Here is a 22,223-nt window from a genome sequence, read left to right as displayed (position 1 = left end):
GGTCCTCAGTTCAGCCAGCCGGCGACCTGCGCGCTCGCCGCGCTGTCCCAGCCGAGTTGCAGGTGGTTGGCGAGGGTGATCAGCGCGGTCCCGCCGACGGTGCCGAAGCCGGTGGTGTCCAGCGCGCTGGCGACGAAGACCACGCCGTCGCTGGGCCCGCGGTTCTCGTTGAAGATCCCGACGATGCTGGGCGTGCCGCCGGCCAGCAGGTACGACGTCACCGAGGACGGGACCCCGGCCTGCTGCAGCGGGACGATCAGCGAGCCGGCGTTGATCGCGGCCTGGATGCCGCCGCCGTCGGTGAAGAAGCCCTGGCCGCCGTGGTAGGTCGTGTACCAGTCCTGCTGGGTCTGGTCGATGCCGAACACCGAGTCCCAGCGGGCCAGCATCTGCCGCTGCCCGGGGTAGACGTCATAGCCGCTGGTGGGGGTGAAGGAGAACTCCGGGTGCGAGGTGTAGGTGCCGTAGCAGGTCATCCGCAGGTGCGGGGACGGGGCGTTGACGGCACCGCCGCACTGCGGCCAGATCGAGAAGTCGTGCGCCCAGCCGTGCGCGAACGGGTAGTCGTAGCCGCCGTTCGGGCCGCCGAGGGTGATCAGCTTGCGCACGTCGCCCGCGTAGGGGCGGCCCCAGGAGGGCTTCACCGAGGACACGTAGGCCCGCGAGGACATCTCGCCCTTGCTCCAGCCCACCACGTCCACCTGCGGGACACCGAGCTTGGCCCGGATCAGCGCGACGGCGTCGCCGACCTCCTGGGCCTGCATCAGGTTGTCGCCCTGCTTGTGCGCGAAGCCGATCGCGAAGACCCGGTAGCCCCGCCCGGCCAGGTTCTGCATCAGCCCGGTGTTCGGGCAGGAGGCGGAGCCGCAGCCGTAGCCACCGGACTCGCCGGGGTTGGCCCAGGCGCGGTCCGGGTTGTCGTTGGCGCCGTGCACCAGCAGCACCGGGACCTGGTGCGAGCCGGTGTTCCAGCCCGGGGCCGAGTAGAGCAGGAAGCGGCCGGAGTAGGGCTGCTTGACGCCGCCGAAGAAGGTCAGCCGCTGGCCGTCCTGGTCGCCGCGGCCGTCCGGCGGGTACTGCTCCTGCCGGAAGCCGGTGGTGGTGTCGAGGTAGCGCTCGACGCGTTCCCAGCCGTTGGCGACGCTGCCGTACGTCGCCTCCAGGGTCAGGTGGGACGGCACCGCGGCCGTGGCGGCCACCGCCGGCACCGCCGGGACGGCCGCACCGACCAGCGCCAGCACGCCCGCGAGCACCCAGCCCAGTCCTCTTCGCATACGCGTTCACTCCTCCACGCCGAGGTGTCCGGTCCGGGACACCCTAGGGCTGTCGAAGTGCCCCTCCCTATGTCGGTCGCCCACACCCCCGGCCTCCCGATGTGGCCCTCGGCCACCTGGCCAGGACCCCGCTGCGGACCGCCCGCGCCGGCCCTGCCGCCCGGCCCGCCGAGCTCGGCACTTCCCCCGGCGGCGGGGCCTCCACCAGGTCCGCCGGCCCTAGCATGCCCGGGGGCGCAGCCGGCGGCGGAGGGCCAGGCGCAGCGCCAGCCGGAGGCGGCCGGTGGCCGGGCGGCCGGCGAGGACCGCCTCGAAGCGGCGCCGGTCGCGGGCCGCGCGCAGCACCTCGACGTCGTGGGTGCCGGGGACGGGCGGGGCCGGTTCGGCGTGCTGGGCGGCCCGGTGACTGTCGAGGAGGTGCTGCTGCAGTGCGTTCATGCGCCCACCGTGCACCCCGACCGCCCGGCAAGTCCCGTCGATTGACGGCCCCCGTCAAATGGCGCGACCGCTCCCCCCGCCCGAACCCGCACGTCAGAGGCCCTGCACCATAGGGGGGTGAGCGTGACCATCGACATCACCGGACTGCCGCACGAGCGGATCACCTTCTGCCCCTCGCCGCTGGCCGAGCTCGGCAACGCGCTGCACGCGCTGGCCGAACCCGCCCACCACGCGCGGCTGCACGCGTGGACGACGGCGACCTCCGCCGCGCTCGCACCGGAGCTGGCCGACCGACTGCTGGAGGCCGAGTTCATGTGGCGGTCGACGCGCTCCGACTTCCTGATGCCGGCCCGACCCCGGCAGACCCTCGCCGAGGAGCTGGACGACCTCGACCGCATGGACGACGAGAGGTTCGTCGGCACGGCCCTGGAGATCTCCTGCAGCACCAGCCACTACCCGAAGGGCCTGCCGTCGCCGCTGGTCGACGCGTGGGCGCGGCGCCGCGCGCTCGACCTGGCGGCGGCGCGCGGCCCGCGCCAGGCGGCGTTCGTCGAGCGGATGCTCGCCGACCCCACCGCCACCCGGGCGTGGATCCGGCGCCTCCTGGAGGACTGCGACCAGGCGTTCTTCGCCGACACCTGGCGCCGGGTCCGCGCCCAGCTCGCCGCCGACGCCCAGCACAAGACCGAGCTGCTGCGCCGCAAGGGCCTGGCGGAGGCGCTCGCGGCTGCGTCCCCGGCGCTGAGCCTGGAAGAGGACGAGCACGGCAGCCGCATCGTGGTCGACAAGCTGCTCCACGGCCGCACCCGGGCCGGGGACAGCGCCGTCACCCTGCTGCCGACCGCCTTCGGCTGGCCGCACCTGTTCACCCTGTACGGGCCGGGCTGGCAGCCGGTGATCCAGTACCCGGCCGCCGCCCACGAGATCGGCGGCGCCGAGTCCGTGGAGGCGGTCAGGCTGCGCCTGGACGCGCTGACCCATCCGCTGCGGATGCGCCTGTGCCGCAACCTCGCGCGCGGCAGCTACTCGACGAACGAGCTGGCCGACGCGTACGGCGTCACCGCCCCCGAGGTGTCCCGCCACCTCGCCGTGCTGAAGAAGGCCGGGCTGGTCACCACCCGGCGGCGGGGCCGCTACGTCCTCCACCAGCTCGACAACGCGGTCGTGGCCCGGCTCGGCAGCGACTTCCTGGAATCCGTGCTGCGATAGGGACGGACGGTGGGGACGCCCGGGTCGGCGGCCCCGGTCGGCGGCCCCGGTCCGTGCGGCCCGGTCGGTGCGGCCCGGTCGGTGCGGCCCGTCGCCGAGGCCGCGCGGGAAACCCGACAGAGGATGTCGGGTTTCACCGGGACAGTGGGGGTGCCGGTCGGCGCCGTGGTGGCACCGGCCGGGACGACGAACGGACAAGGGAACCCCATGCGCGAAACACCCGACGAGCTGCACCGGCTCCAGGCCCTCCTCGACGCCTCGCTCGCCCGCTCCACGGCCCACCTGCGGTCGATCATCAGCAGCGAGCGCACGCTCACCGCCGAGCAGCTCACCGGCGTGCTCACCGGCATGTGCACGCTCGCGCTGTCCACCGTGACGGCCAAGGGCGAGCCGCGGATCAGCGGTGTGGACGGGCACTTCCTGCACGGGAAGTGGCACTTCGGCACCGCGGTCGGCGCCGCCAAGGCCCGGCACCTCGCCGCCCGGCCCGCCGTCAGCGCCGCGCACCTGCGCGGGGAGGAGCTGGGCGTGTTCACCCACGGCACCGTGGAGGTCCTCAACCCCCACGGCGGCGAGCCGGCCGCCGACTGGCCGGAACTGCTCGCGTACTTCCAGGACTTCTACGGCGACGACGCCTTCGACTGGGACAACGACGTGGTCTACTACCGGCTGCACCCGCAGTGGATGGCCGTGTTCGCCGCCGACCCCGCCGAGCTCGGCGGGAAGCCGGGCGAGGCCGGCCAGGTGTGACCCCGCCCGTGCCGGCCCCGGACCCGGCCGGGGCCTCCTGCGCCTGAGCACCGCGCACCGCCGGCCGTGCAGGCCCGCCCCGCCGGACGCCCGGCGCCGACGGTCGGCCCGCCCCCGCGGCCGGGGCGGGCCGGGCCGCCGCGCCCGGCGAGAATGGTCCCGCGCGGCCGGCGTACCACCGGGCGCGCACCGACGACGGGCGACGGAGGGAACGACGTGCGGGCGAGCCGGACGATCGCGCTGCTGCTGCTCCTCCAGAGCCGGCGGGCGATGACCGCCGCGGAGCTCGCCGCCGAGCTGGAGGTCTCCGAACGCACCGTGCAGCGGGACGTCGCCGCCCTGGTCGAGGCCGGCGTGCCGGTGTACGCCGACCGCGGCCGCGGCGGGGGCTACCGGCTCGTCGACGGCTACCGCACCCGCCTCACCGGCCTCGAACGCGCCGAGGCCGAAGTCCTGCACCTGGCCGGACTCCCGGGCCCGTTGCGCGACATGGGCCTGGCCGGGCACGCCCTCGCCGCACGGCTGAAGGTCGCCGCCGCCCTGGGCGACGCCCCCGCCGCCGCCACCCGGCGCTTCCACCTCGACGCACCGGCCTGGTTCCGCGACGCCGAGGCGCCGCCGCTGCTCGCCGAGGTGTCGCGCGCCGTGTGGGAGGACCGCATGCTCCACGGCCGCTACGCGGCGCGCGGCGGCACCCGGGAGCGGCGGCTGGAGCCGTACGGCCTGGTCCTGAAGGCCGGCCGGTGGTACCTGGCGGCGCGCGGCCCGTCCGGCCGGATCGGCTCGTACCGCGTCGACCGCTTCGAGACCGCCGAGGCCGGCGACGAACGCTTCGAGCGCGACCCGGAGTTCAACCTCGCCGACCACTGGGCCACCGCGGCACGGGAGTTCACCCGCGCCATGCTGCGCGAGCGGGCCGTGGTCCGCCTGAGCCCCGTCGCCGTCGAGAACCTCGCCGTCCTGCTGGAACCCACCGTCGCCGCCGACGCCCTCGCCACCGCGGGCGCCCCGGACGCCGACGGCTGGGTCACCGTGACCCTGCCGGTCGAGACCTGGGACATCGGCTATCTCGAACTCCTCCGCCTCGGCCCGGAGGCCGAGGTCCTCGACCCTCCCGACCTCCGCGCCCGCCTGACCGACGCCGCCCGCCGCGCCGCCGCCCTCTACACCAGACCCTCGGGCCGGGACGGGAACTGACCGCCCGACAGGCGCGGGATCCCGAACACACGCGCCCCCGCCCGCCCCCGCCGCCGCTGTCGTACGCGATATTCCCGGCGCCGCCGACGGCCGCCCCGCGATACTGGGCGCCATGGATGAGGTCGAGGTCGTCGTCGCCCACGCCGAGCGCGCGACCCTGCGCGTCGGCGACGTGTTCCTGAAGGTGGACGGCGACCCCGCGCGCACCGACGTCGAGGTCGAGGCGATGGCCCTCGCGCCGGTGCCGACCCCCGAAGTCCTGTGGCGCAGGCCACCGGTGCTCGCGATCGCCGCCCTCCCCGGGACGGCGCTCGGCCGCCTCGGCGAGCCGTCGACCGCGTCGCGGGCGGCCTGGGTCGCCGCGGGCGCCGCCGTCCGGGCCCTGCACGAGGCGCCGTTGCCGCCCTGGCCCGGCCGGGGCGTCGACGCGTTGGCGGCGGAGCTCGACGGCGAGTGCGAGTGGCTCCTGGCGAACGGCGTCCTGCCCGCCGACCTGGTCATCCGCAACCGCCGGATCGCCGAGCGCGCGCTCCGGCCGTGGACGCCGGTGTTCACCCACGGGGACCTGCAGATCACCCATGTGTTCGTCGACGGCGACGAGGTCACCGGCTTCATCGACTGGTCCGAGGCGGCCCGCGGTGACGCCCTGTTCGACCTCGCCGTCCTGACCCTCGGACACGAGGAGCGCCTCGCCGACGTCCTCGCCGGGTACGGCACCGACGTCGACGTCGACGTGATCCGGGCGTGGTGGTCGTTTCGGAGCCTGCTGGTGGTCCGCTGGCTGGTCGAGCACGGTTTCGACCCGTCCGCGCCGGGCTGCGAGGTCGACGTGCTGAGGTCCCGGATGTGAGGCCCTCGTCCCCGGGGGTCCGGACGGAGGACGGTAGATTCACCCCTCCGCCCACCGACCGAGGGAGTGCCCGTGCCCGACCGGCCCAGCCTGCTGTACGTGACCGACCTGGCCTACCCGGCCCGCGGGCGCCGGTACGGCGATGAGGACGTCCTCCTCACCTCCCGGCTGCGGGAGTGGTTCGACCTGGCCCTGTGCCACCCGCTGGACGCCCGGGCGCTGATGGGGCGCTTCGACGCGGTCGTGGTGCGCAACAGCGGGCCGGTGCTGCACTACCGGGAGGAGTACGCCCGGTTCCGCGCCCGGGCGCTGGCCGACGGCGTGCGGGTCTACAACCCGCTGACCGGGCGGGGCGACATGGCCGGGAAGCGGTACCTGCTGGACCTCACCGAGGAGGGGTACCCGGTCATCCCCACCGTCGACCGCCCGCAGGACCTCGGCCGGCTGCCCGCCGCCGACCGCTACGCGGTCAAGCCCCGGGAGGGCGCCGACAGCATCGGCCTGCGCTTCCTCACCCGCGGCGAGCTGGACGCCCTCGCCTGGGGCGAGGTGCTGGTCCAGCCGCGGATCGACTTCCGCTACGAGGTGTCCTTCTACTTCGTGGACGACGCCTTCCAGTACGCCCTCCACACACCCGACCCGACCCGCCGCTGGGTGCTGGAGCCCTACCGGCCGAGCGCCGCCGACCTGGAGTTCGCCCGGGGCTTCGTCGGGTGGAACACCCTCGCCCACGGCATCCAGCGGGTGGACGCCTGCCGCGCGCCGGACGGGCGGCTGCTCCTGGTCGAGCTGGAGGACCTCAACCCGTACCTGTCCCTCGACCTGGTCGCCGAGGAGGTCCGGGAGGGCTTCGTGCGCGCCCTGGCGGATTCGCTGCGCCGCTTCCTGGGCTGACCCCCTCTCCGGCGCCGCGCCCGCCACCGCACCCGCGCCCCCGGGGGGCCGTCAGGGCCGTTCGGCCCGCTCGTCGACGCCCCGGGCCTCCGGTTTCCTGCTGCCGAGGCCATCTGGGGCGATCCGCGGGTGGTCCTCCAGGACGATCGGCGAGGACAGCACCACCCGGCGTCCGCCGTCCGGCCCGGCCAGCACCGGCCAGGTGCGCTCGTTGCGGCACCGCTCGACGGCCGGGCGGGCCCACTCGGGCGGGTCGGCGACCGACAGGAAGGTGCCGTGCTCCAGCCCGAGCAGCAGGTGGGTGGAGACCAGTGAGCGCGGCAGCGCCTGGTCGCGGGTGGCCCGGCGGGGCGGCATCCAGGCGGAGGCGTTCTCCACGTCCACGACCAACCGCTGCGCCCGGTACGGGCCGGGCACCGCCTCGGCCCGCAACCGGACCAGGCCGTCGACCTGTTCGCGCCGCCGCACCACCCGGCCGACGACGGCGCCGCGCTCGTGCACCAGCCCGGTCTCGCCGACGCCGGGCAGCCGGAACGCCCGCTGCACCACCCCCTCTTCCAACTCCTCGACGGGAAAGACGAGTTCGAACCGCTCCTCGGCCCCCTCGGACCCCTCGACGAGCTCCCGGTCCGCCAGCTCCAACCGCTCCACGGACTCGAAGCCGGCGACGGTGGCCCGTTCGACGGTGCGCCGCTGGACCCGCAGGAAGCGCAGCTCGACCGCCAGCACGTCCCCGCCGCGCGCCTCCATCAGGCAGTCGGTGCGCTGGTGGGAGTGCTCGCCGCCCTGCGCGGTGTACTCCGGCGGCACCAGGACCCCGGACTGCCGGCCCAGCCGGCCCTCGGCCGCCGGGGCGCGGTGCGGGGAGAGCGCGTGGCCCTCCAGCAGCACCGCGTCGGCGATCCGCCGGGCGGCCGCGAAGCCGTGCGCGATCCGTTCCGGGTAGCCGCTCACGGGGCCGTCCCGCCGATCGCCGCCGCCGCGAGCAGCTCGCGCACCGTCGCCTCCCAGGAGGGCAGGGCCCGCCGGGAGCGGTAGGCCAGCAGCTCGTCGATGACGTCGTCCGGCAGCCGCAGCCAGCCGCTGTCGGGGAAGTGCCGGTCGATCGCCTCCCGCCAGACCCGCACCGGCATCCGCACCCGGGCCTCGCGGTCCCAGGGCACCGGGCTGACCTGGAAGCCGTCGGGGCCGGCGAAGGCGGTGCCGGAGAAGAGCAGCAGCATCGGCACCTCGCCGCCGTCCAGCGCCCGGAAGTAGCGGGCCGAGGCGACCTCCTGGTCGTAGGTGCAGGGCACCACGAGGTCGATCTCGGTGGCGCCGGTGAAGCCGGGCACCAGCAGCGGCACGGTGGCGAGCCGGATCGGGTGGAGCGTGGCCGCCCAGCGCTCCCGCCCGCCGAACTGGTCGGTCAGCCGCCCGCTCTCGGTGTCGCCGTACGGCCGGTGGCCGGGTTCGATCCGCAGCTGGCAGTGGAGCGCGAGGGCGTGCACCCGGGTGTCGGCCGGGGCGGTGATCCGCAGCCGGAACACCAGGGTCGGCCCGGCCGCGTACGGGTCGGAGCGCACGCCGGTGCAGGCGAAGCCGAGTGCCGTCACGCCCCCACCTCCACGGGCGGCCGTTCGGCGCGCGGCCGTCGGCCGAGGCCGTGGAACGCGCCGGCGAGGAGAGGAATCCGCATGTCCGCCTCCGACGGGGTGGGCTCCGGGAACCCGGCGATCATCGCCCCCGCCCCCGCGGCCCCCCGCCCGGTGCGGCATGTCGTGCCGCGCGTTCACCCGAGCGGCCGGGGCCGGCCGGCAGGGCCGAGCGGGTAGCATGTAAGCCATGCAGCCGATTAGTGACCCTTACGAGATCCGTCCCGGCGTCCCCACCGTCGAGGTCTTCCGCCGCCTGCGCACCGACGCCGGCCTCTCCGACAAGGCCCCCGAGGCGGTCGCCCTCGCCCTCCCCAACACCTGGTACGGCGTGGTCCTCCACCACGAGGGCGAGCCCGTCGGCATGGGGCGGATCATCGGCGACGGCGGCACCGCGTTCCAGGTCACCGACATCTGCGTCCACCCCGCCCACCAGGGCCGCGGCCTCGGCCAGCGCATCATGGCCGCGCTCACCGAGGAGTTGGAGCGCCGGGCACCCGCCACCGCGTACGTCTCGCTGATCGCGGACGGCCCCGCGCGCTTCCTCTACGAGAAGTTCGGCTTCGCGGACACCGCCGCCCACGACTCGATCGGCATGTACCGCCTGATGGGCGCGAGCTGACGGCCCCACCGGCGGCGGTGTCGGTGGCCCGGTGTGTACTGGCCGGCGCCCGATCCGCACGCGATCCCGGAGGCGCCGCCATGGCCCGTCTGCACGTCCGTTCCGGCCCCCGAGGCCGGCCGCGGCCGGCTCGCCCACGCCCCCGTGTCCGCCGAGCACGGCCGGGACGCACGGGTCCGGGCGGCACCGCGCACATCCGGGTTCCGGCCAAGGGGTTTGACGGTCACTCAGGTCGGTTCACGGGGCGTCCGGCGCGTCGAGGAGACCGGCCACCAGGCGGCGGGCGTAGGCGGCGTCGAGGCCGGAGGGGCGGAAGAGGATGCGGTACATCAGGGGGGCGACGAGGCGGTCCATGGCGGTCTCGACCCCGGGGGCGTCCTCGCCGCGGGCGCGGGCCCGGGCGAGGACGAGGTCGAGCTGCTCGGCGGCGTACGCCGAGCACTGGCCGGCGTTGCCGCCGTCCGGGTCGCCGAGCAGGGCGTCGCGGACGTAGGCGCGGCCGGAGGCGGAGCCCATCTCGTCCAGGAACTGTTCGGTCCAGGCCGTGAGGTCGGTGCGCAGGTCGCCGCGGTCCTGCGGCTCGGTGTCGGGGCGCAGCCGCTCCACCGCGACGTCCGACAGCAGTTCGGCGAGGTCGCCCCACCGGCGGTAGACGGTGGACGGGGTGACTCCGGCCCGCTGGGCGACCATCGGCACGGTGAGCTGCTCGCGGCCGACCTCCGCGAGCAGCTCGCGCACCGCGGTGTGCACCGCTTCCTGGACCCGGGCGCTGCGCCCGCCCGGGCGGACCATCTGCCGAGGACTCATACCGTCATCTTAAAGCGCCGCGCATTGCGTTAAGACGGGGCGCGGAGCGAGCCCTCCTGGGCCGGGAGGGTTCAGACCACCGGGGCGGGCGTCCACGCGGGCTGCGTCCGCTCGTAGGCGTGGCCCACCCGCAGCAGCGTCCGCTCGTCGAACGGCCGCCCGAGCAGCTGCAGGCCGATCGGCAGGCCGGCCGCGTCGCGGCCGGCCGGGACGGACAGCGCGGGGACGCCGGTGACGTTGGCCGGGGCGGAGAGCCGGACGTAGGCGTCCGAGATGCTCTCGGTAGTGCCGTCCGGCCAGCCGACCGCCTGCTGGCCGGCCCGGACCGCCGTCGTCGGCACCGTCGGGGCGGCGATCACGTCGACCTCCGCCAGGGCCTGCGCCCACGCCGCCCGGATCAGCGTCCGGGCGCGCTGGGCCCGCAGGTAGTCGCCCGCGCCGATCAGTTCGCCGGCCTCCAGCAGGACCCGGACGTCCGCCTGGTACAGCTCGGGCACGGTGCGCAGCGTGCGCGCGTGGTAGGCGGCGGCCTCCGGCGCGGTCAGGCCCCAGAGGGTGGGCACGAGGTAGCGGGCCATCGGGATGCCGACCTCGACGGGCCGGGCGCCGAGCGCCTCCAGCTGCGCGACGGCGCGGTGGACGGCGTCCGCCACCTCGGCGTCGACGTGGTCGACGTAGTGGTCGCGCGGCACGCCGACCCGCACGCCCGTCAGGTCCGGCTCCCGCTCCGGCCGGTAGTCGACGGCGGGGGAGGCCACCGAGGCCGGGTCGCGCGGGTCGTGCCCGGCCAGGGCGGCCAGGACCAGCGCGGCGTCCTCGACGGTGCGGGTGATCGGCCCGACGTGGTCGAGCGACCAGGACAGCGAGGTCACGCCGTGCCGGGGCACCAGCCCGTAGGTGGGCTTGAGGCCGACCACCCCGTTCAGCGCGGCGGGCACCCGGATCGAGCCGCCGGTGTCGGTGCCGAGGGCGAAGGTCGCCGTCCCGGCGGCCACCGCGACGGCGGATCCGCCGCTGGAGCCTCCGGCGACCCGGCCGCCGTCCCAGGCGTTGCCGGTCTGCGGGGTGGTCAGGCCGTAGGCGAACTCGTGGGTGTGGGTCTTGCCGGCCAGGACGGCGCCGGCCGCCCGCAGCCGGGCGGCGACGGTGCTGTCGGCGGCCGCGCGGTGGCCGTCGCGGACCCGGGAGCTGGCGGTGGTGGGCGTTCCGGCGACGTCGATCAGGTCCTTGAGCCCGACCGGGACGCCGTGCAGCGGCCCCCGGTAGCGGCCCCGGGCGATCTCCCGCTCGGCCTCGCGCGCCGCGTCGCGGGCCTGCTCGGCGGCGACGGCGACGTACGCGCCGAGGTGCGGCTCCACCCGGTCGATGCGGCCGAGGACGGAGTCGACCAGCTCCACGGGGGACAGCCGCCGCTCCCGGATCTCGGTCGCGGCGGCGGCGAGGGTCAGCTCATACGGCCGCATCGGGGTGCTCCTCTCCCGCCCGGTAGGCGGCGGCGGGCGGGGTGTCCCCGAAGTCCAGCTCGCGCAGGACGGCGACGACGGAACGGATGTGCTCGGCGGTGGCCGCGACCTCTGCGTGGCGCTCGGCGGGGAGGTCGAGTCCGGCCCGGGCGGCCCAGCGGGCCGCCTCGGGCGGGGTGAGTTCGGGGGAGGACATGGACGAGCTCCTGATCGTTCGGGCGGGACGGAAGGCGGGGGGCGGGGTCGCCGAGCGAGGCGCCCGCCGCAGCAAAAGCTAAGAGTTTGCGTTAACGCGACTGTAGGTTCTACCGTCGCACTAACGCAAACGAATGGCTTTTACAGCGGAGGAGCCTCCCCCCATGCCCACTGCCCCTACCCCGTCCTGGACGGTCGGCGACCTCACCGTCCACCGCATCGACGAGGTCCCGCTGCCGCCCGCCACCGGACGGTGGCTGCTGCCCGGCGCCACCCCCGAGGTGGTGGCCGGCCAGGACTGGCTGCGCCCCCACTTCGCCGACGCCGACGGCGTGCCGCGCCTGCACAGCCACAGCTTCGCCTTCGTGCTGGACGGGCTGAGGGTGCTCGTCGACACCGGCATCGGCAACGGCAAGCAGCGGGCCGACCCGGCCTGGCACGACCTGCGCACCGACTACCCGCGGCGCCTCGCCGCCGCCGGCTTCCCGCCGGACTCCGTCGACCTCGTGGTCCTCACCCACCTCCACGCCGACCACGTCGGCTGGAACACCCGGGAGGCGGACGGCGCCTGGGTGCCCACCTTCCCCCGCGCGCGGTACGTCACCGCCCGGGCCGAACGGGAGTTCTGGGCCGGCTACGCCATGGAGGAGGCGCGCCGGCAGATGTTCCGCGACTCCGTGCTCCCGGTCGAACGGGCCGGCCTGCTGGACCTGGTCGACGTCCCGGCCGAGGGCCTGCGGCTCCTCCCCGGCCTGCGCCTGCTCCCCACCCCCGGCCACACCCCCGGCCAGGTCGCCGTCGAGCTGACCAGCCGGGGCCGGACGGCGCTGATCACCGGCGACTGCGTCCACCACCCCGTCCAGCTCGCCCACCCCGCCATCGGCGCCTGCGTCGACATCGACCCCCGGCGGTCGGAGGCCACCCGACGGGACCTGCTGGCCTCCCTCGCCGGCACGGACACCCTGCTGCTGGGCACCCACTTCGCCCCGCCCACCGCCGGGCACGTCCTCGCCCACGGGGACGGCTACCGGCTGCGGCCCGTCCCCCCGGTCTGACCGCCGCCCGCGCCGGGCGCCTCCACCGGCGCCGTCCGGACGGCGAGCAGCGCGGTGTCGTCCGCCAGCCGGCCGCCGGTGTGCCGGACGACCGCGGCGGCCACCTCGTCGACCAGGCGCCCGGGGTCGGCCGCCCCCGGAGTGCCGGCCAGCCGCTCCAGGTGGTCCCGCAGGGAGAAGAAGACACCCGCCCGGTCGCGGGCCTCGGTCACCCCGTCCGAGACGATCAGGACCGTCTCGTCCGGGCCCAGGCGCAGCCGCCGCACCTCCGGCAGCCCGCCGGCCAGCTGGGCCAGCCCGATCGGCGCGCCGTCGCCCGGCGGCAGCTGCCGCACCCCCGCGGGGCCGAGCACGTGGGGGCTGTCGTGGCCGAAGTTGACCACCTCCACCTCCCCCGGCGCGTCGACGGGGAACCAGATGACCACCGCCGTGGCGAACCGCTCCTCCCGCTCCCCCAAGCGCTCCACCAGCACGTTCTGCCGGTGCAGCCGCTCCTCCAGCCAGGCCGCGACGGTGGCGAGGTCCGCCTCGTGGAAGGCGGCCTCCCGGAAGCAGCCCACCAGGGCCGCCGCCGCGGAGACGGCCGGCAGGCCCTTGCCCTGGACGTCGCCGAGGATCACCCGCGCCCCGAACGGGGTCGCCAGCACGTCGTAGAAGTCGCCGCCCACCCGGGCCTCGACGTCCGCGGCCAGGTAGCGCGCCGCCGAGTCCACCCCGCCCCACCCCGGCGGCACCGGGCGCAGCACCACCTGCCGGGTCGTCTCGGCCACGCCCTGCAGATGGCGGACGTAGGCGGCGGCCTGAGCGCGGAAGCCGCTGATCGGCACCGAGAGCACGGCCCCGGCGATCACCAGCAGGAAGTCCTCGGTCCCCTGCGACTTGCCCCAGATGCTGTCCAGGGCCGGGTAGGCGGCGACGGCGAGGAGGGCGAACAGCGTGGTGGCGGCGGGCTCGCAGAGCCCGGCGGCCACCACGGGGACCATCACCAGCCAGCTGACGGACGCGAACGAGACCGGTGTGCCCGCGTCCACGCCCACCACCAGTGCGAACACCGCGAGGGGCACCAGCCAGGACCGGTGGCCGTACCGGATCAGGATCGGCATCCGCTGCCCCGGCTCCGCCACGGAACGCGCCCGCAAACCGTCCCTCCCCTTCTCGCGACCCTCCCCCGCGTTCCCGGTGCTCCGCGCGACGCGGGGCCCCGGTCGGAGGCTGCGCCCACGGTACGGGGGTCGCCCCCGGCGGAGGCGGCGCGGCGGCGTCGTGGCCCCGGCGCTCGCACGTTCGGCCCAGTCCCGCCGCCGCTCCGGGCGCGTCTGGCCCAGCGCGCCGGCCCGGCGGCTCAGACCTCCTCCTCCATGCCGATGGCCTGGTCGAGTTCCGCGCGCACGCGCTCCGTCTCCTCCGTGCGGGCGCCCTTGGGGACTTGCCCGTCGATCTGCCGCAGCAGCGCGACCGCGATGGCGTCGAGCTTGCGCTGGACGGCGTGCTCGGCCCGGCGCTCGGTGTTCTTCAGCAGGGCCAGGAGCAGCAGGTTCAGTGCGGTCATGGTGTCCCCGACCAGGATCTGCCAGGACACGGACAGCCCGGCCGCGTGGACCGCGTAGAAGGCGACCACCAGGAGGACGCAGAGGGCGTAGAAGGCCGGGGCGCTGGTGAGGTTCGACGCGGCCTCCGCGAGCCGCTCGAACCGGCCCTTGCCCGACCGGCTGCGCTCCGACGGATGGCGGATGACCATGGTGATGCCCTCCTCGGTCCTCACGACACGGCGGCCCGGCACCGGGGCGCGGCCGCCACCCAGGGCGCCTTGCCCGATCCGGGCGGGCCATGCGTCCGGCGCCGCGGTTTCGTCCCGGCGTCCGCCCGGGCTCGGAGGAACGGACCGGCCGCTGGGTGCGGCGTACGCACCCGGCGGCCGGCCCGGCGTGGCGAGCGGGATCAGCAGGCGTCGATGAACCAGACCGGGCCCCAGTCGCCGTAGCGGTCGCTGGAGGGAGCGCCCGGCGTGGTGTAGATCAGGTTCTTGGACTTGCCGTACATCTTCGCCCGGGTGCCGGCGGACTGGTTGTTGTACCAGGACCCGCCGCTGTTCAGGCCGTCGGGGATCTCCTGCAGGTAGCAGTCCTTGAACCTGAACTTGAGGTTGTGGAAGTTGCTGTCCGCGTAACCGCAGAAGTAGTACGCGGGGCAGTCGGCCGGTGCCGGTTCGATGATCGACTGGGCGTTCGCCGCGGGGGCGAGGAGCGTGGTCACGGCGGCGAAGCCGGCCGCGAGGGCGATGCCGGCCTTGCGGGCGAACCGCATGGGAGACCTCCTGGGGAACGGTGACGTGGTGGAGCGGGCGCGTTTGGCGCCCGGTCCTCAGTCTCCGGGGCCGCCGGGCCGCTCCTCGAGCTGATTCGGCCTGCGCCGAATTCACGACCCCGGGCAGCCCGCCGAGGACGCCGCGCCGCCACGCGTCCAGCCGTGCCGCGTGGCTCCGCCCCCGCAACGCCCGTACCGCGGCGTTGAGTTCGGCGACCGGCATCGGATCCGCCGGCCGGGTCCTGAGCCCGGTCCTGGGCGTGAAGCGGATCCGGAGGACCACCTCTCCGATGGCGGGCGGCGGGATCAGGTGCGCTTGAAGAACTCCACCTCCGAGAGCGCGATGGCGCGGCCCGGGCCGGTTCCGGCGGCCTCCCTGACGGTGAGCTTCACCTGGGTCACGTCGCTGACGCCGGTCGGCACGGTCTGCGGGCCCGGCTGGTCGTTGAGCTGCACCTGCTGGGTGTGGACCTCGCCGTCCTCGGACGTGACCTCCAGGGTGAGGACGACCGGCCGCCCCTGCTGCCGGAAGTGCTGCGGGTCCACCGAGTCGCCGGTGTGGACGATCAGGTCCACCAGCCGGAACGGGGTGCGGAAGGAGAAGGTGACGGAGTCCCCGATCGCGGGTGCGCCCCAGTAGGTGTTGCTGAGGCCGTCGTCGGCGGCCGCCGCGGGATGGCCCTCGACGGCGGCGCTCGCCGAGGTGGCGGCGGGCGTGATCGGCGCGGTGCCGCGGAGCTTGTCCAGCACGTCCTGGAAGGCCCGCTGGCCGGCCGGGTACAGCAGGATCCCGGCGACGACCACCGCGGCCAGGGCGAGCAGGGCGATGGTGCGGCGCAGCGCGTTGCCCGAGCCGCCGATCCGGACCCGGCGCCGGAACGGCCAACGGGTGCGCCACCAGGGCAGTTCGGGCGCGGCCTCGGTGGGGGTGAGCGGTGCGGCGCAGCGGCGGCAGAACTTCCGCTCGGGCAGGTTGGGCGTGCCGCACCGGGGGCAGGGCGGGCCGTCCTGGGTCTCGACGGCCTCGACCGCCCGGCTGACCGGGCGGGGCGCGACGGGCTTGGCGGGCTGGACGGCCACCGGGTCGGCCTGCGGGGCGGGCGCCGGCGTGCGCGCGGGGGCCGGCCGTACGGGGGCGGTGCCCGGGCGCACCGGGGCGGTGCTCGGGCGGACGGGCTCGGCGGTGGGCGGGGGCGACGGCTCGGGGACGGCCGGGGGCTCGGCGCGCGGGGCGGGCGGCTGCTCCGCCTTGGCGTCCGCCTTGGCCTCGTCCTTGGCCTCTGCCCTGACGTCGTCCTTGGCCGCTCCCCCGGCCTCCGCCCGCGTGCGGGCCGTCCGGCGCGTGGCGCTCCGGCGAGTGGTCTCGACGGGTGCGGGAGCGGGCGCGGGCGCGGGATCCGGAGCGGGCTCGGCGGCCGGCTCCCGGGCAGGCGCGGGCGCCGGCTCGGGCTCGGCCCGCGCGGGTACAGGCGCCGGCGCGGGTACGGCCACGGGCCCGGCCGTCGGGGCGACCGGAGCCGTCGGGGCGGCGGCGGTGCCGCGCGACCAGCCGAGGTAGGCGCCGCAGTTGCCGCAGAAGTCGTCCCCCTCGCCGTTGGCCGTTCCGCATTCGGGGCACACCGGCATCCGTCAGTCCTCCGCTCGCCCGGGTGGGCCGGGCAGGATCTCCACCCGGCAGGTCAGATGGACGGGACAGCCTGCCCTGACGACGGACCGCACCTGGTCCTCGTCCGGTGCCCGGTCGCCCAGCGGCCAGACCCGGACCAGCACCTCGTCGGTCGGCACGCCCGGCAGTGTGGCGTCCGGGTCGGTGGACCAGCAGGCGCCTTCGCCGTCCACGATCTCGGCTCCGGCGCCGAGCACCAGCCGCAGCCGTTCGGTGAGGCCGCGCCGGGTGCCGCGCCAGCGGTGCAGTTCCACCGCGCGCTCGACCACCGCGCGGCGCACCTCCACCGGCCAGGCCGGGTCGACCTCGACCGCGACCCAGGACGCCAGCCAGTCCAGGAAGTCGGGCGGCGCGAGGGCGGGCCGGAAGTACGCGGGCAGGTTGTCCAGGGTCGCGAAAACCGGGGCGAGGACGGTGTCCAGGCCTGCCGTGAACCGCTGGGCGAGGTCGTCGTCCGCGTAGAGCGCGGGCAGCAGGTCGCCGATCGGGTGCGGGCTGGGCAGTCCGGGGACGGCGGCGCGCGTCACGACCCACCGTCCTCGGCGACGGCGTTGACCACGACCTGGTGCTGGTGGGAGAAGACCAGGGCGTCCGCCGGCACGTCGACCCGCTCGGCGGGCTCGCCCCGGCGCCCGGTGATCGGGTCGGCCGGGAACAGCAGCAGCTCCTCGACGTCCGCGACCGCGGCCACCCGCTGGAGCACCCCGAACACCTCCCCGTACTGCACCGCCCGGCCGAACTGCCAGCCCGCGCCGTCGGCGCCGCCGCACAGCGGGTTGAGGTACCGGTACAGCTCGGCGAGCACCTCCTCGCGGACCCGGTCCGGGTCGGCGGCGCGGGTGGTGAGCCGGGCCACCACCGTCACGCCCTGGTAGGAGGGGGGCTGGACGACCAGCCGGGTGCCGATCAGCCGCCGCTCGTCGAGGGCGGCCGCGATCGCGGCCAGCACCTGCTCGTCGGGGATCAGCTGCTCGAAGCGCAGCCGGTCGCCCTCGTCCGCGACCGCGTCGGGGACCACCAGCACCCGCACCGCTCCCGCCTCGCCGCCGCCGGCCGGCACGTGGACCCGGGCGGCGGACGGCGCGGCCTGCCGGGCGATCAGCTCGAAGTCCCCGGCCGTGACGGCACGTTCCTGCAGGCGCAACTGGTGCGGGGCGCGGGCCTTGGCGTTCTCGACGGTCTCGCCGTCCACCCCGCCGCGGGCCGCCTCCCGGTTGTCCACCCGGGCGACGTACGGGACGGAACTGCGCAGCACCGTGATGGTGCCGCGGGCCACGTTGCCCGCGGTCCCGCCGCCGGTGCGGTAGCGCGGGACGCGCAGCCGGGCGCCCTTGGGCGGCACGGCACCGAAGGCGCGCAGGGAACCGTCGGGCTCCCGGACGGCGGGCGGGAAGAGGAACTCGCCGGTGGTCGCGTCCAGCACCACGTGCCGGTCGGCCGGCGAGGACTCGCCGAAGTGCTCGACGACCGTCCAGCAGTCCCAGCCGTCGCCGGCCGACACCTCGACCACCGGGGGTTCGCCGTCGAGCAGCACCGGCGGCCGGGCGAGCCGGAAGCGCTGGCCGGCGACGCCCTCGGAGGCGCCGAGCGGCGCGTCGGTGACGGTCTGCGCGTGGACGGCGGTCACGGTGCCGCCGATCGTGAACACCTCGGCCCGGCGGACGGTCGGGGACTCGGAGTAGAACGGCTGGCCCGGCTCCGGCTCGGTGACCCGGCAGCGCAGCCAGCCCGCCCGCTGTCCGGCGGCCACCGAGGCGGTGTGCCCGGCGGGCACGAAGACCACCACCTCGCCGGGCCGGTTGAGGCCGCCGGTGGAGTCCTCGCCGGTCTCGCAGGCGACCCAGCCCGCGCCGTCCCAGACCTCCCAGGCCAGTGGCGGCTGGCGCGGGTCGACGCCGACGCCCTCCACCCGGCTGTCCAGCCGGACGACCAGGATGCAGCGCGGCACCACGGCCGGCAGGGCGAACAGCATGGCGTCCCCGGGCACCGGGCTCGGCTGGAAGCACTGCACGTCCGCGCCGTCGGCCAGCCGGGCCGTGCAGTCGGACTGCTCGCCGGAGGCGGAGACGGTGACCATCCGCTCCAGCGAGCTGGGGACGATCGGCAGGTCCTCCGCGGTGGAGAAGACCACCGCGTCGTCGGCCTCGGTGCGCAGCGTGGAGACCTCGGTGCCGGCCCGCAGCAGGACCGTCTCGGTCTGCGGGGCGGAGAGCCAGAAGTCGACCTCGGCCCGGGCGGCGGCGGGCGGGAAGAGCCGGATGCCGAGCAGGTCGAGGAAGGCGGAGTAGTTCTTCTCCGGCACCCGGTTCAGCCGGTAGAGCAGCTGGTCCACCAGGTAGGCGAAGGTCTCGATCAGGGTGACGCCCGGGTCGGAGACGTTGTGGTCGGTCCACTCCGGGGCGCGCTGCTGGACGTACCGCTTGGCCTCGTCGACGAGCTGCTGGAAGCGGCGGTCGTCCAGGTTCGGGGAGGGCAGGGCCATCAGCGCGCACCCCCGTCCGTCGCGCCGGACTCCACGGCGGGGTGCTCCGGGATGGTGTAGAAGGGGAAGACCAGGTTGCGGCGGTCGTTGGTGGCCCGCACGGTGTAGTGGACGTCGATGTAGAGCGTGCCCTCCTCGACGCTGTCGAAGGCGATCACCACGTCGTCGACCTCGATCCTCGGCTCCCAGCGTTCCAGCGCGATGCGCACCTCGCGGGCGATCCGCCCGGCGGTGGTGCCGTCGCCCGGGGCGAAGACGTACTCGTGGATGCCGCAGCCGAACTCGGGGCGCATCGGCCGCTCGCCGGGGGCGGTACCGAGGATCAGCCGGATCGCCTCCGCGAGTTCCCGGTCCCGGTCCACCATGCCGATGCCGCCGGTGGCGTTCACCCGCAGCGGGAAGGCCCAGCCGCGGCCTATGAAGCTACCGCTCATGCTCCGCCCCCGATCAGCACGTTGAGCGCACCGCTGGTGACGGTGGCGCCGCAGGCCGTCTTGTCGCCCAGGCGGGCCGCGGGCAGGCCGCCGATCAGCACCACGCCCCTGGTGACCGCGCCCGGGGAGGGCACCACCACGTTGCCGGGGCCCAGGGCCAGGTGCGGGGGGACGGCGCAGGCGTGCAGGGTGCCGACCACCGCGGCGGGGCGGCCGCCGATCAGCACGGTCGCCACCCTGAGGGCGCCCGGCGGCGGGGTGGTGAGGGCGCCTCCGTGGTCGGTGAGGTCGCCGGTCCGGGCTGCGGGGGGCATGGGCGGTCCATACCTTTCTTCGTGGGGCTCGTTCGGGCCACTCGACATACTGCCACTGCTTCTTGACGTCACGTCAGTTGATGTGCACGAACGCCCCCTTGAGCACCGCCTGGGCGCCGCCGTCCACGGTGACGGAGGTCGTGCCCCGGACGGTGACCGATCCGCCGCGCACGTTCACCGCGCCGGTGCCCGCGTCCAGGGTGATGCCGGCGGAGGAGAGCCGCACCGTGCTGCCGGCCGCGCCGCCGAGGCCGTGGACGGTGAGCACGATCTCGCCGCGCTGCTGGTCCAGGCTGACCTCCAGCTTGCCGTCCCCGCTGGCCAGCCGGACGCCGGACCTGCCGCCCGGCACGTCCAGCAGTTCCATCCGGTGGCCCGAACGGGACACCACGGAACGGCGGTTGACCTTGCCGGAGGCCGCGTCGACCAGCGGCACGTCGTGCGGGGAGGGCCGGTCCACGCCGTTGTAGAGCCCGCCCAGCACGTACGGGCTGTCCAGGTCGCCCTGGTCGAAGCCGACCAGCACCTCGTCGTTGACCTCGGGGCTGACCACGCCGCCGCCCCCGGCTCCGCCCCACTGCACGGTGCGCACCCAGTCGGAGACGTAGGTGTCGTCCAGCCAGGGGAACTTCAGCTTCACCCAGCCGCGCTGCCCGCCGCCCGGCTCGCGGACGTCGGTGACCACGCCGACGGCCAGGCCCGGCATCCGCGGTCCGCGCGGCGGCGCGTTGCCGCCGCTGGTCAGGCCGGCCAGCGAGCGGTCGGGGGCGGCGCTGACCACCACGGTGGTCCGGTAACCGCGGAACGGTTCGAGCAGGTGGCGCACCCCGGTGGCGGTGTAGCGGCCGGAGAAGGCGGCGCCGACGTTGCCCAGGGCGACCGCGGTGCCCGCCCGCAGCCGCGGGTTGCCCTCGGCGACCACCTCCAGCTCGCCGAAGCCGGACGCCACCGAGGCGGCCAGCGACCGGGCCACCGAGGCGGTCTCGGCCTGGGTGCGGTACGGGGTGTCGGCGACGGTCAGCTTGGCCTTGCCGGGGAAGGCGGAGGCCACCGCCGAGGGGCTCATCCCCGGCTGCACCGTCCGGGAGGTCACCGCGGGCTCGGTGGCGACCAGCGCGCGCTTGGTGGTGACGTTCCAGCCGCGCGCCTCGACCGTGTCCGCGCCGCCGGCGCCGGTCAGCACGCCGCGCAGCTCCAGCAGGTTGCGCCCGTACTCCAGCACCAGCGGGTTCTGCGGCGCGGGCGTGGAGGGGGCCGGTGCGCCGGAGGCGGGCTCGGGCCGGACGAACTCCAGCCTCCCGTCGTCGTCCACCCGCACCTGGGCGCCGCTCTCCTGCGCCAGGAACTGGAGGAACTCCCAGTCCGGGACGTTCGCCTGGGACAGCTGCTGGTGGACGACCGGGAAGGAGTCGACCTTCCCGCAGGTCAGGCCCGCGCCCGCGGCGACCTCGCGGACGATGTCGGCGGTCGTCATGTTCCGGAAGGCCTTCACCCGGCGCCCGCGCATCAGCCGGTGGGTGACCGCCGACGCCCGCACCACGGTGTACGAGCCCGTGGTGTCCACCTCCAGCTCCAGCGCGGTCACCTCGCCGGTGAACAGCCGCGCCCGGGTGTTCCCCTGGACGGTGACCACGGACACCTTCAGCGGGGTCCCGATGGTGATCCCGGTGGCGGACAGGAAGGTGTGGTTGGCGTCCCGGAAGGACAGCACCGCGGTGTCGGGCAGGCCGACGCTCTCCTCGATGTCGCAGGAGACCAGTTGGGTCACCCAGACCGGCGGCAGCGGGCCCGGCGCCTCGACGACGGGATCCGCGGCGAAGGACCGGCCGCCGCGGGCCTCGGGAGTGGTCATGACCGTCCGCCCGGGGTGAGTTCGCCGCGGGCCGGTCCGCTCCTGGTGAGCTCCTCGGCGCCCGGCACGATCAGTTCCGCGCCGGGGACCAGCACCAGCGGATCGTCGATGTCGTTGGCCTCGGCGATGGTGCGCCAGGCGGTGGCGTCCCCGTACGCGCGCCAGGCGAGCAGCGGCAGGCTGTCGCCCGCGACCACCCGGTGGGTGCTGCGGGCCTCCGGCGAGCCCGAGGTCGGGTTCTGGCCGGCCGGGTCGACGCTGGCCTCGTCGATGGTGAGCGAGCAGACCGCCCGCAGCGGCTTCCCGTCGACGTCGAAGAGCGAGTAGGTGACCGAGAGGCCGGTCAGCACCCCGTTGAACGACGTGGTCTTCAGGGTGCCCCAGTCCAGCCGGATCCACGGGCTGGCCGGCGTCTTGCGCGCCAGGCTGGCCGGGGTGGGGACGCAGGCCGTCATCAGCTGCTCCACCGCCCGCTCCACCGAGTTGTCGTGGGTCGCGGTGGAGTCCAGGAACACGTCGAGGGAGAGCGAGCGCGGACCGCTGCCGACGAACTCGGGCAGCGCGGACTCCCCCGCCATCCGGGACGGGGTGCGCCGCCACTCGGTGGTCTTGCTCAGCACCAGGGTCGCCGGGTTGAACTGGAGCCGCAGCTGGGCGAGCGTGCCGCCGGGCTGGGCGCCGACCGTGGACGGTGGCTCCATGATGGTCAGTTGGGCCCGGGTGACGCTCGCGGGGACCGCTGGGGACATCCTGGTGCTCCTTCCGGTGGTCGGGTGGCGGGGG

At 75.6% G+C, this 22,223-nt stretch carries 24 protein-coding genes; 7 read left to right on the top strand and 17 right to left on the bottom strand.

All coding sequences use genetic code 11. The features are described 5' to 3' along the window. Positions 1 to 5: 5 nt before the first annotated feature. Positions 6 to 1,274, bottom strand: coding sequence for an esterase/lipase family protein (locus tag ACFY0X_RS23905; RefSeq protein ID WP_387757343.1), 1,269 nt, complete (start codon positions 1,272 to 1,274; stop codon positions 6 to 8). A 219-nt stretch (positions 1,275 to 1,493) separates the two neighbouring features. Then, positions 1,494 to 1,712 (bottom strand): hypothetical protein, encoded by a 219-nt coding sequence (locus ACFY0X_RS23900; RefSeq protein ID WP_387757341.1) that lies wholly within the window; start codon positions 1,710 to 1,712, stop codon positions 1,494 to 1,496. A 117-nt stretch (positions 1,713 to 1,829) separates the two neighbouring features. Between ACFY0X_RS23900 and ACFY0X_RS23895 the strand changes: the two genes are divergently transcribed. From ACFY0X_RS23895 to ACFY0X_RS23875, 5 genes are all read left to right on the top strand, one after another. Next, on the top strand, positions 1,830 to 2,921 hold the full coding sequence (locus ACFY0X_RS23895) for a DUF5937 family protein (RefSeq protein WP_387757339.1): 1,092 nt from the start codon (positions 1,830 to 1,832) through the stop codon (positions 2,919 to 2,921). 207 nt (positions 2,922 to 3,128) lie between these two features. Continuing rightward, complete coding sequence (locus ACFY0X_RS23890; protein ID WP_387757337.1) at positions 3,129 to 3,671, top strand: pyridoxamine 5'-phosphate oxidase family protein; 543 nt, start codon at positions 3,129 to 3,131, stop codon at positions 3,669 to 3,671. A gap of 216 nt (positions 3,672 to 3,887) precedes the next feature. Next, positions 3,888 to 4,868, top strand: a complete 981-nt coding sequence (locus ACFY0X_RS23885) for a helix-turn-helix transcriptional regulator (protein ID WP_387757336.1) — start codon at positions 3,888 to 3,890, stop codon at positions 4,866 to 4,868. A gap of 112 nt (positions 4,869 to 4,980) precedes the next feature. Continuing rightward, entirely contained in the window at positions 4,981 to 5,718 is a 738-nt protein-coding gene (locus ACFY0X_RS23880) for a phosphotransferase family protein (protein ID WP_387757334.1), read from the top strand. Between the two features lie 72 nt (positions 5,719 to 5,790). Continuing rightward, positions 5,791 to 6,612, top strand: a complete 822-nt coding sequence (locus tag ACFY0X_RS23875; RefSeq protein ID WP_387757333.1) for a hypothetical protein — start codon at positions 5,791 to 5,793, stop codon at positions 6,610 to 6,612. 51 nt (positions 6,613 to 6,663) lie between these two features. Here the strand turns inward: ACFY0X_RS23875 and ACFY0X_RS23870 are convergent, their stop codons facing one another. Then, positions 6,664 to 7,566, bottom strand: coding sequence for a hypothetical protein (locus tag ACFY0X_RS23870; RefSeq protein WP_387757332.1), 903 nt, complete (start codon positions 7,564 to 7,566; stop codon positions 6,664 to 6,666). After that, complete coding sequence (locus ACFY0X_RS23865) at positions 7,563 to 8,207, bottom strand: DUF6084 family protein (RefSeq protein ID WP_387757330.1); 645 nt, start codon at positions 8,205 to 8,207, stop codon at positions 7,563 to 7,565. The genes ACFY0X_RS23870 and ACFY0X_RS23865 overlap by 4 nt, the downstream gene beginning before the upstream one ends. Positions 8,208 to 8,436: 229 nt before the next feature. Here ACFY0X_RS23865 and ACFY0X_RS23860 point away from each other — a divergent pair, with 229 nt between their 5' ends. Then, positions 8,437 to 8,868 carry a GNAT family N-acetyltransferase gene (locus ACFY0X_RS23860; protein WP_387757328.1) on the top strand — a complete coding sequence of 144 codons (432 nt, stop codon included), beginning with the start codon at positions 8,437 to 8,439 and terminating at the stop codon, positions 8,866 to 8,868. A gap of 237 nt (positions 8,869 to 9,105) precedes the next feature. Here the strand turns inward: ACFY0X_RS23860 and ACFY0X_RS23855 are convergent, their stop codons facing one another. The 3 genes from ACFY0X_RS23855 to ACFY0X_RS23845 all read right to left on the bottom strand — a co-directional run bounded on the left by ACFY0X_RS23855 (position 9,106) and on the right by ACFY0X_RS23845 (position 11,334). Beyond that, the gene (locus tag ACFY0X_RS23855; RefSeq protein WP_387757327.1) at positions 9,106 to 9,675 is read right to left on the bottom strand and encodes a TetR/AcrR family transcriptional regulator; all 570 of its coding nucleotides are present in this window, start codon (positions 9,673 to 9,675) and stop codon (positions 9,106 to 9,108) included. 71 nt (positions 9,676 to 9,746) lie between these two features. Continuing rightward, positions 9,747 to 11,138 (bottom strand): amidase, encoded by a 1,392-nt coding sequence (locus ACFY0X_RS23850; protein WP_387757325.1) that lies wholly within the window; start codon positions 11,136 to 11,138, stop codon positions 9,747 to 9,749. After that, a complete protein-coding gene (locus tag ACFY0X_RS23845; RefSeq protein WP_387757324.1) occupies positions 11,125 to 11,334 on the bottom strand; it encodes a hypothetical protein in 210 nt (69 codons plus the stop codon). The genes ACFY0X_RS23850 and ACFY0X_RS23845 overlap by 14 nt, the downstream gene beginning before the upstream one ends. Positions 11,335 to 11,497: 163 nt before the next feature. Between ACFY0X_RS23845 and ACFY0X_RS23840 the strand changes: the two genes are divergently transcribed. Beyond that, a complete protein-coding gene (locus tag ACFY0X_RS23840; protein ID WP_387757322.1) occupies positions 11,498 to 12,388 on the top strand; it encodes an MBL fold metallo-hydrolase in 891 nt (296 codons plus the stop codon). Here ACFY0X_RS23840 and ACFY0X_RS23835 read toward each other — a convergent pair. The 10 genes from ACFY0X_RS23835 to ACFY0X_RS23790 all read right to left on the bottom strand — a co-directional run bounded on the left by ACFY0X_RS23835 (position 12,358) and on the right by ACFY0X_RS23790 (position 22,189). Further along, positions 12,358 to 13,491, bottom strand: coding sequence for a PP2C family protein-serine/threonine phosphatase (locus ACFY0X_RS23835; RefSeq protein ID WP_387757320.1), 1,134 nt, complete (start codon positions 13,489 to 13,491; stop codon positions 12,358 to 12,360). The genes ACFY0X_RS23840 and ACFY0X_RS23835 overlap by 31 nt on opposite strands. A 239-nt stretch (positions 13,492 to 13,730) precedes the next feature. Continuing rightward, positions 13,731 to 14,126: a low affinity iron permease family protein gene (locus ACFY0X_RS23830; RefSeq protein ID WP_387757318.1), complete on the bottom strand. Its 396-nt coding sequence runs from the start codon at positions 14,124 to 14,126 to the stop codon at positions 13,731 to 13,733. A 200-nt stretch (positions 14,127 to 14,326) separates the two neighbouring features. Continuing rightward, positions 14,327 to 14,692, bottom strand: coding sequence for a hypothetical protein (locus ACFY0X_RS23825; protein WP_387757317.1), 366 nt, complete (start codon positions 14,690 to 14,692; stop codon positions 14,327 to 14,329). 306 nt (positions 14,693 to 14,998) lie between these two features. Beyond that, positions 14,999 to 16,318 carry an NADase-type glycan-binding domain-containing protein gene (locus ACFY0X_RS23820; RefSeq protein WP_387757316.1) on the bottom strand — a complete coding sequence of 440 codons (1,320 nt, stop codon included), beginning with the start codon at positions 16,316 to 16,318 and terminating at the stop codon, positions 14,999 to 15,001. Between the two features lie 3 nt (positions 16,319 to 16,321). Next, entirely contained in the window at positions 16,322 to 16,885 is a 564-nt protein-coding gene (locus ACFY0X_RS23815) for a phage tail protein (RefSeq protein ID WP_387757314.1), read from the bottom strand. Beyond that, positions 16,882 to 18,840: a putative baseplate assembly protein gene (locus tag ACFY0X_RS23810; RefSeq protein ID WP_387757312.1), complete on the bottom strand. Its 1,959-nt coding sequence runs from the start codon at positions 18,838 to 18,840 to the stop codon at positions 16,882 to 16,884. Before ACFY0X_RS23810 ends, ACFY0X_RS23815 begins: the two co-directional genes overlap by 4 nt. After that, complete coding sequence (locus ACFY0X_RS23805; RefSeq protein WP_387757310.1) at positions 18,840 to 19,274, bottom strand: GPW/gp25 family protein; 435 nt, start codon at positions 19,272 to 19,274, stop codon at positions 18,840 to 18,842. The genes ACFY0X_RS23810 and ACFY0X_RS23805 overlap by 1 nt, the downstream gene beginning before the upstream one ends. Next, positions 19,271 to 19,588: a PAAR domain-containing protein gene (locus tag ACFY0X_RS23800; protein WP_387757308.1), complete on the bottom strand. Its 318-nt coding sequence runs from the start codon at positions 19,586 to 19,588 to the stop codon at positions 19,271 to 19,273. The genes ACFY0X_RS23805 and ACFY0X_RS23800 overlap by 4 nt, the downstream gene beginning before the upstream one ends. A 73-nt stretch (positions 19,589 to 19,661) precedes the next feature. Next, positions 19,662 to 21,440 (bottom strand): VgrG-related protein, encoded by a 1,779-nt coding sequence (locus ACFY0X_RS23795; protein WP_387757307.1) that lies wholly within the window; start codon positions 21,438 to 21,440, stop codon positions 19,662 to 19,664. Further along, positions 21,437 to 22,189, bottom strand: a complete 753-nt coding sequence (locus ACFY0X_RS23790) for a LysM peptidoglycan-binding domain-containing protein (protein WP_387757305.1) — start codon at positions 22,187 to 22,189, stop codon at positions 21,437 to 21,439. The genes ACFY0X_RS23795 and ACFY0X_RS23790 overlap by 4 nt, the downstream gene beginning before the upstream one ends. Between the last annotated feature and the right edge of the window lie 34 nt (positions 22,190 to 22,223).

Source organism: Kitasatospora sp. NPDC001547 (assembly GCF_042894165.1).
Taxonomy (GTDB): Bacteria; Actinomycetota; Actinomycetes; order Streptomycetales; family Streptomycetaceae; genus Kitasatospora.
Note: the sequence above shows the minus strand (reverse complement) of the source record. Positions and strands in the feature narration are given on the sequence as shown.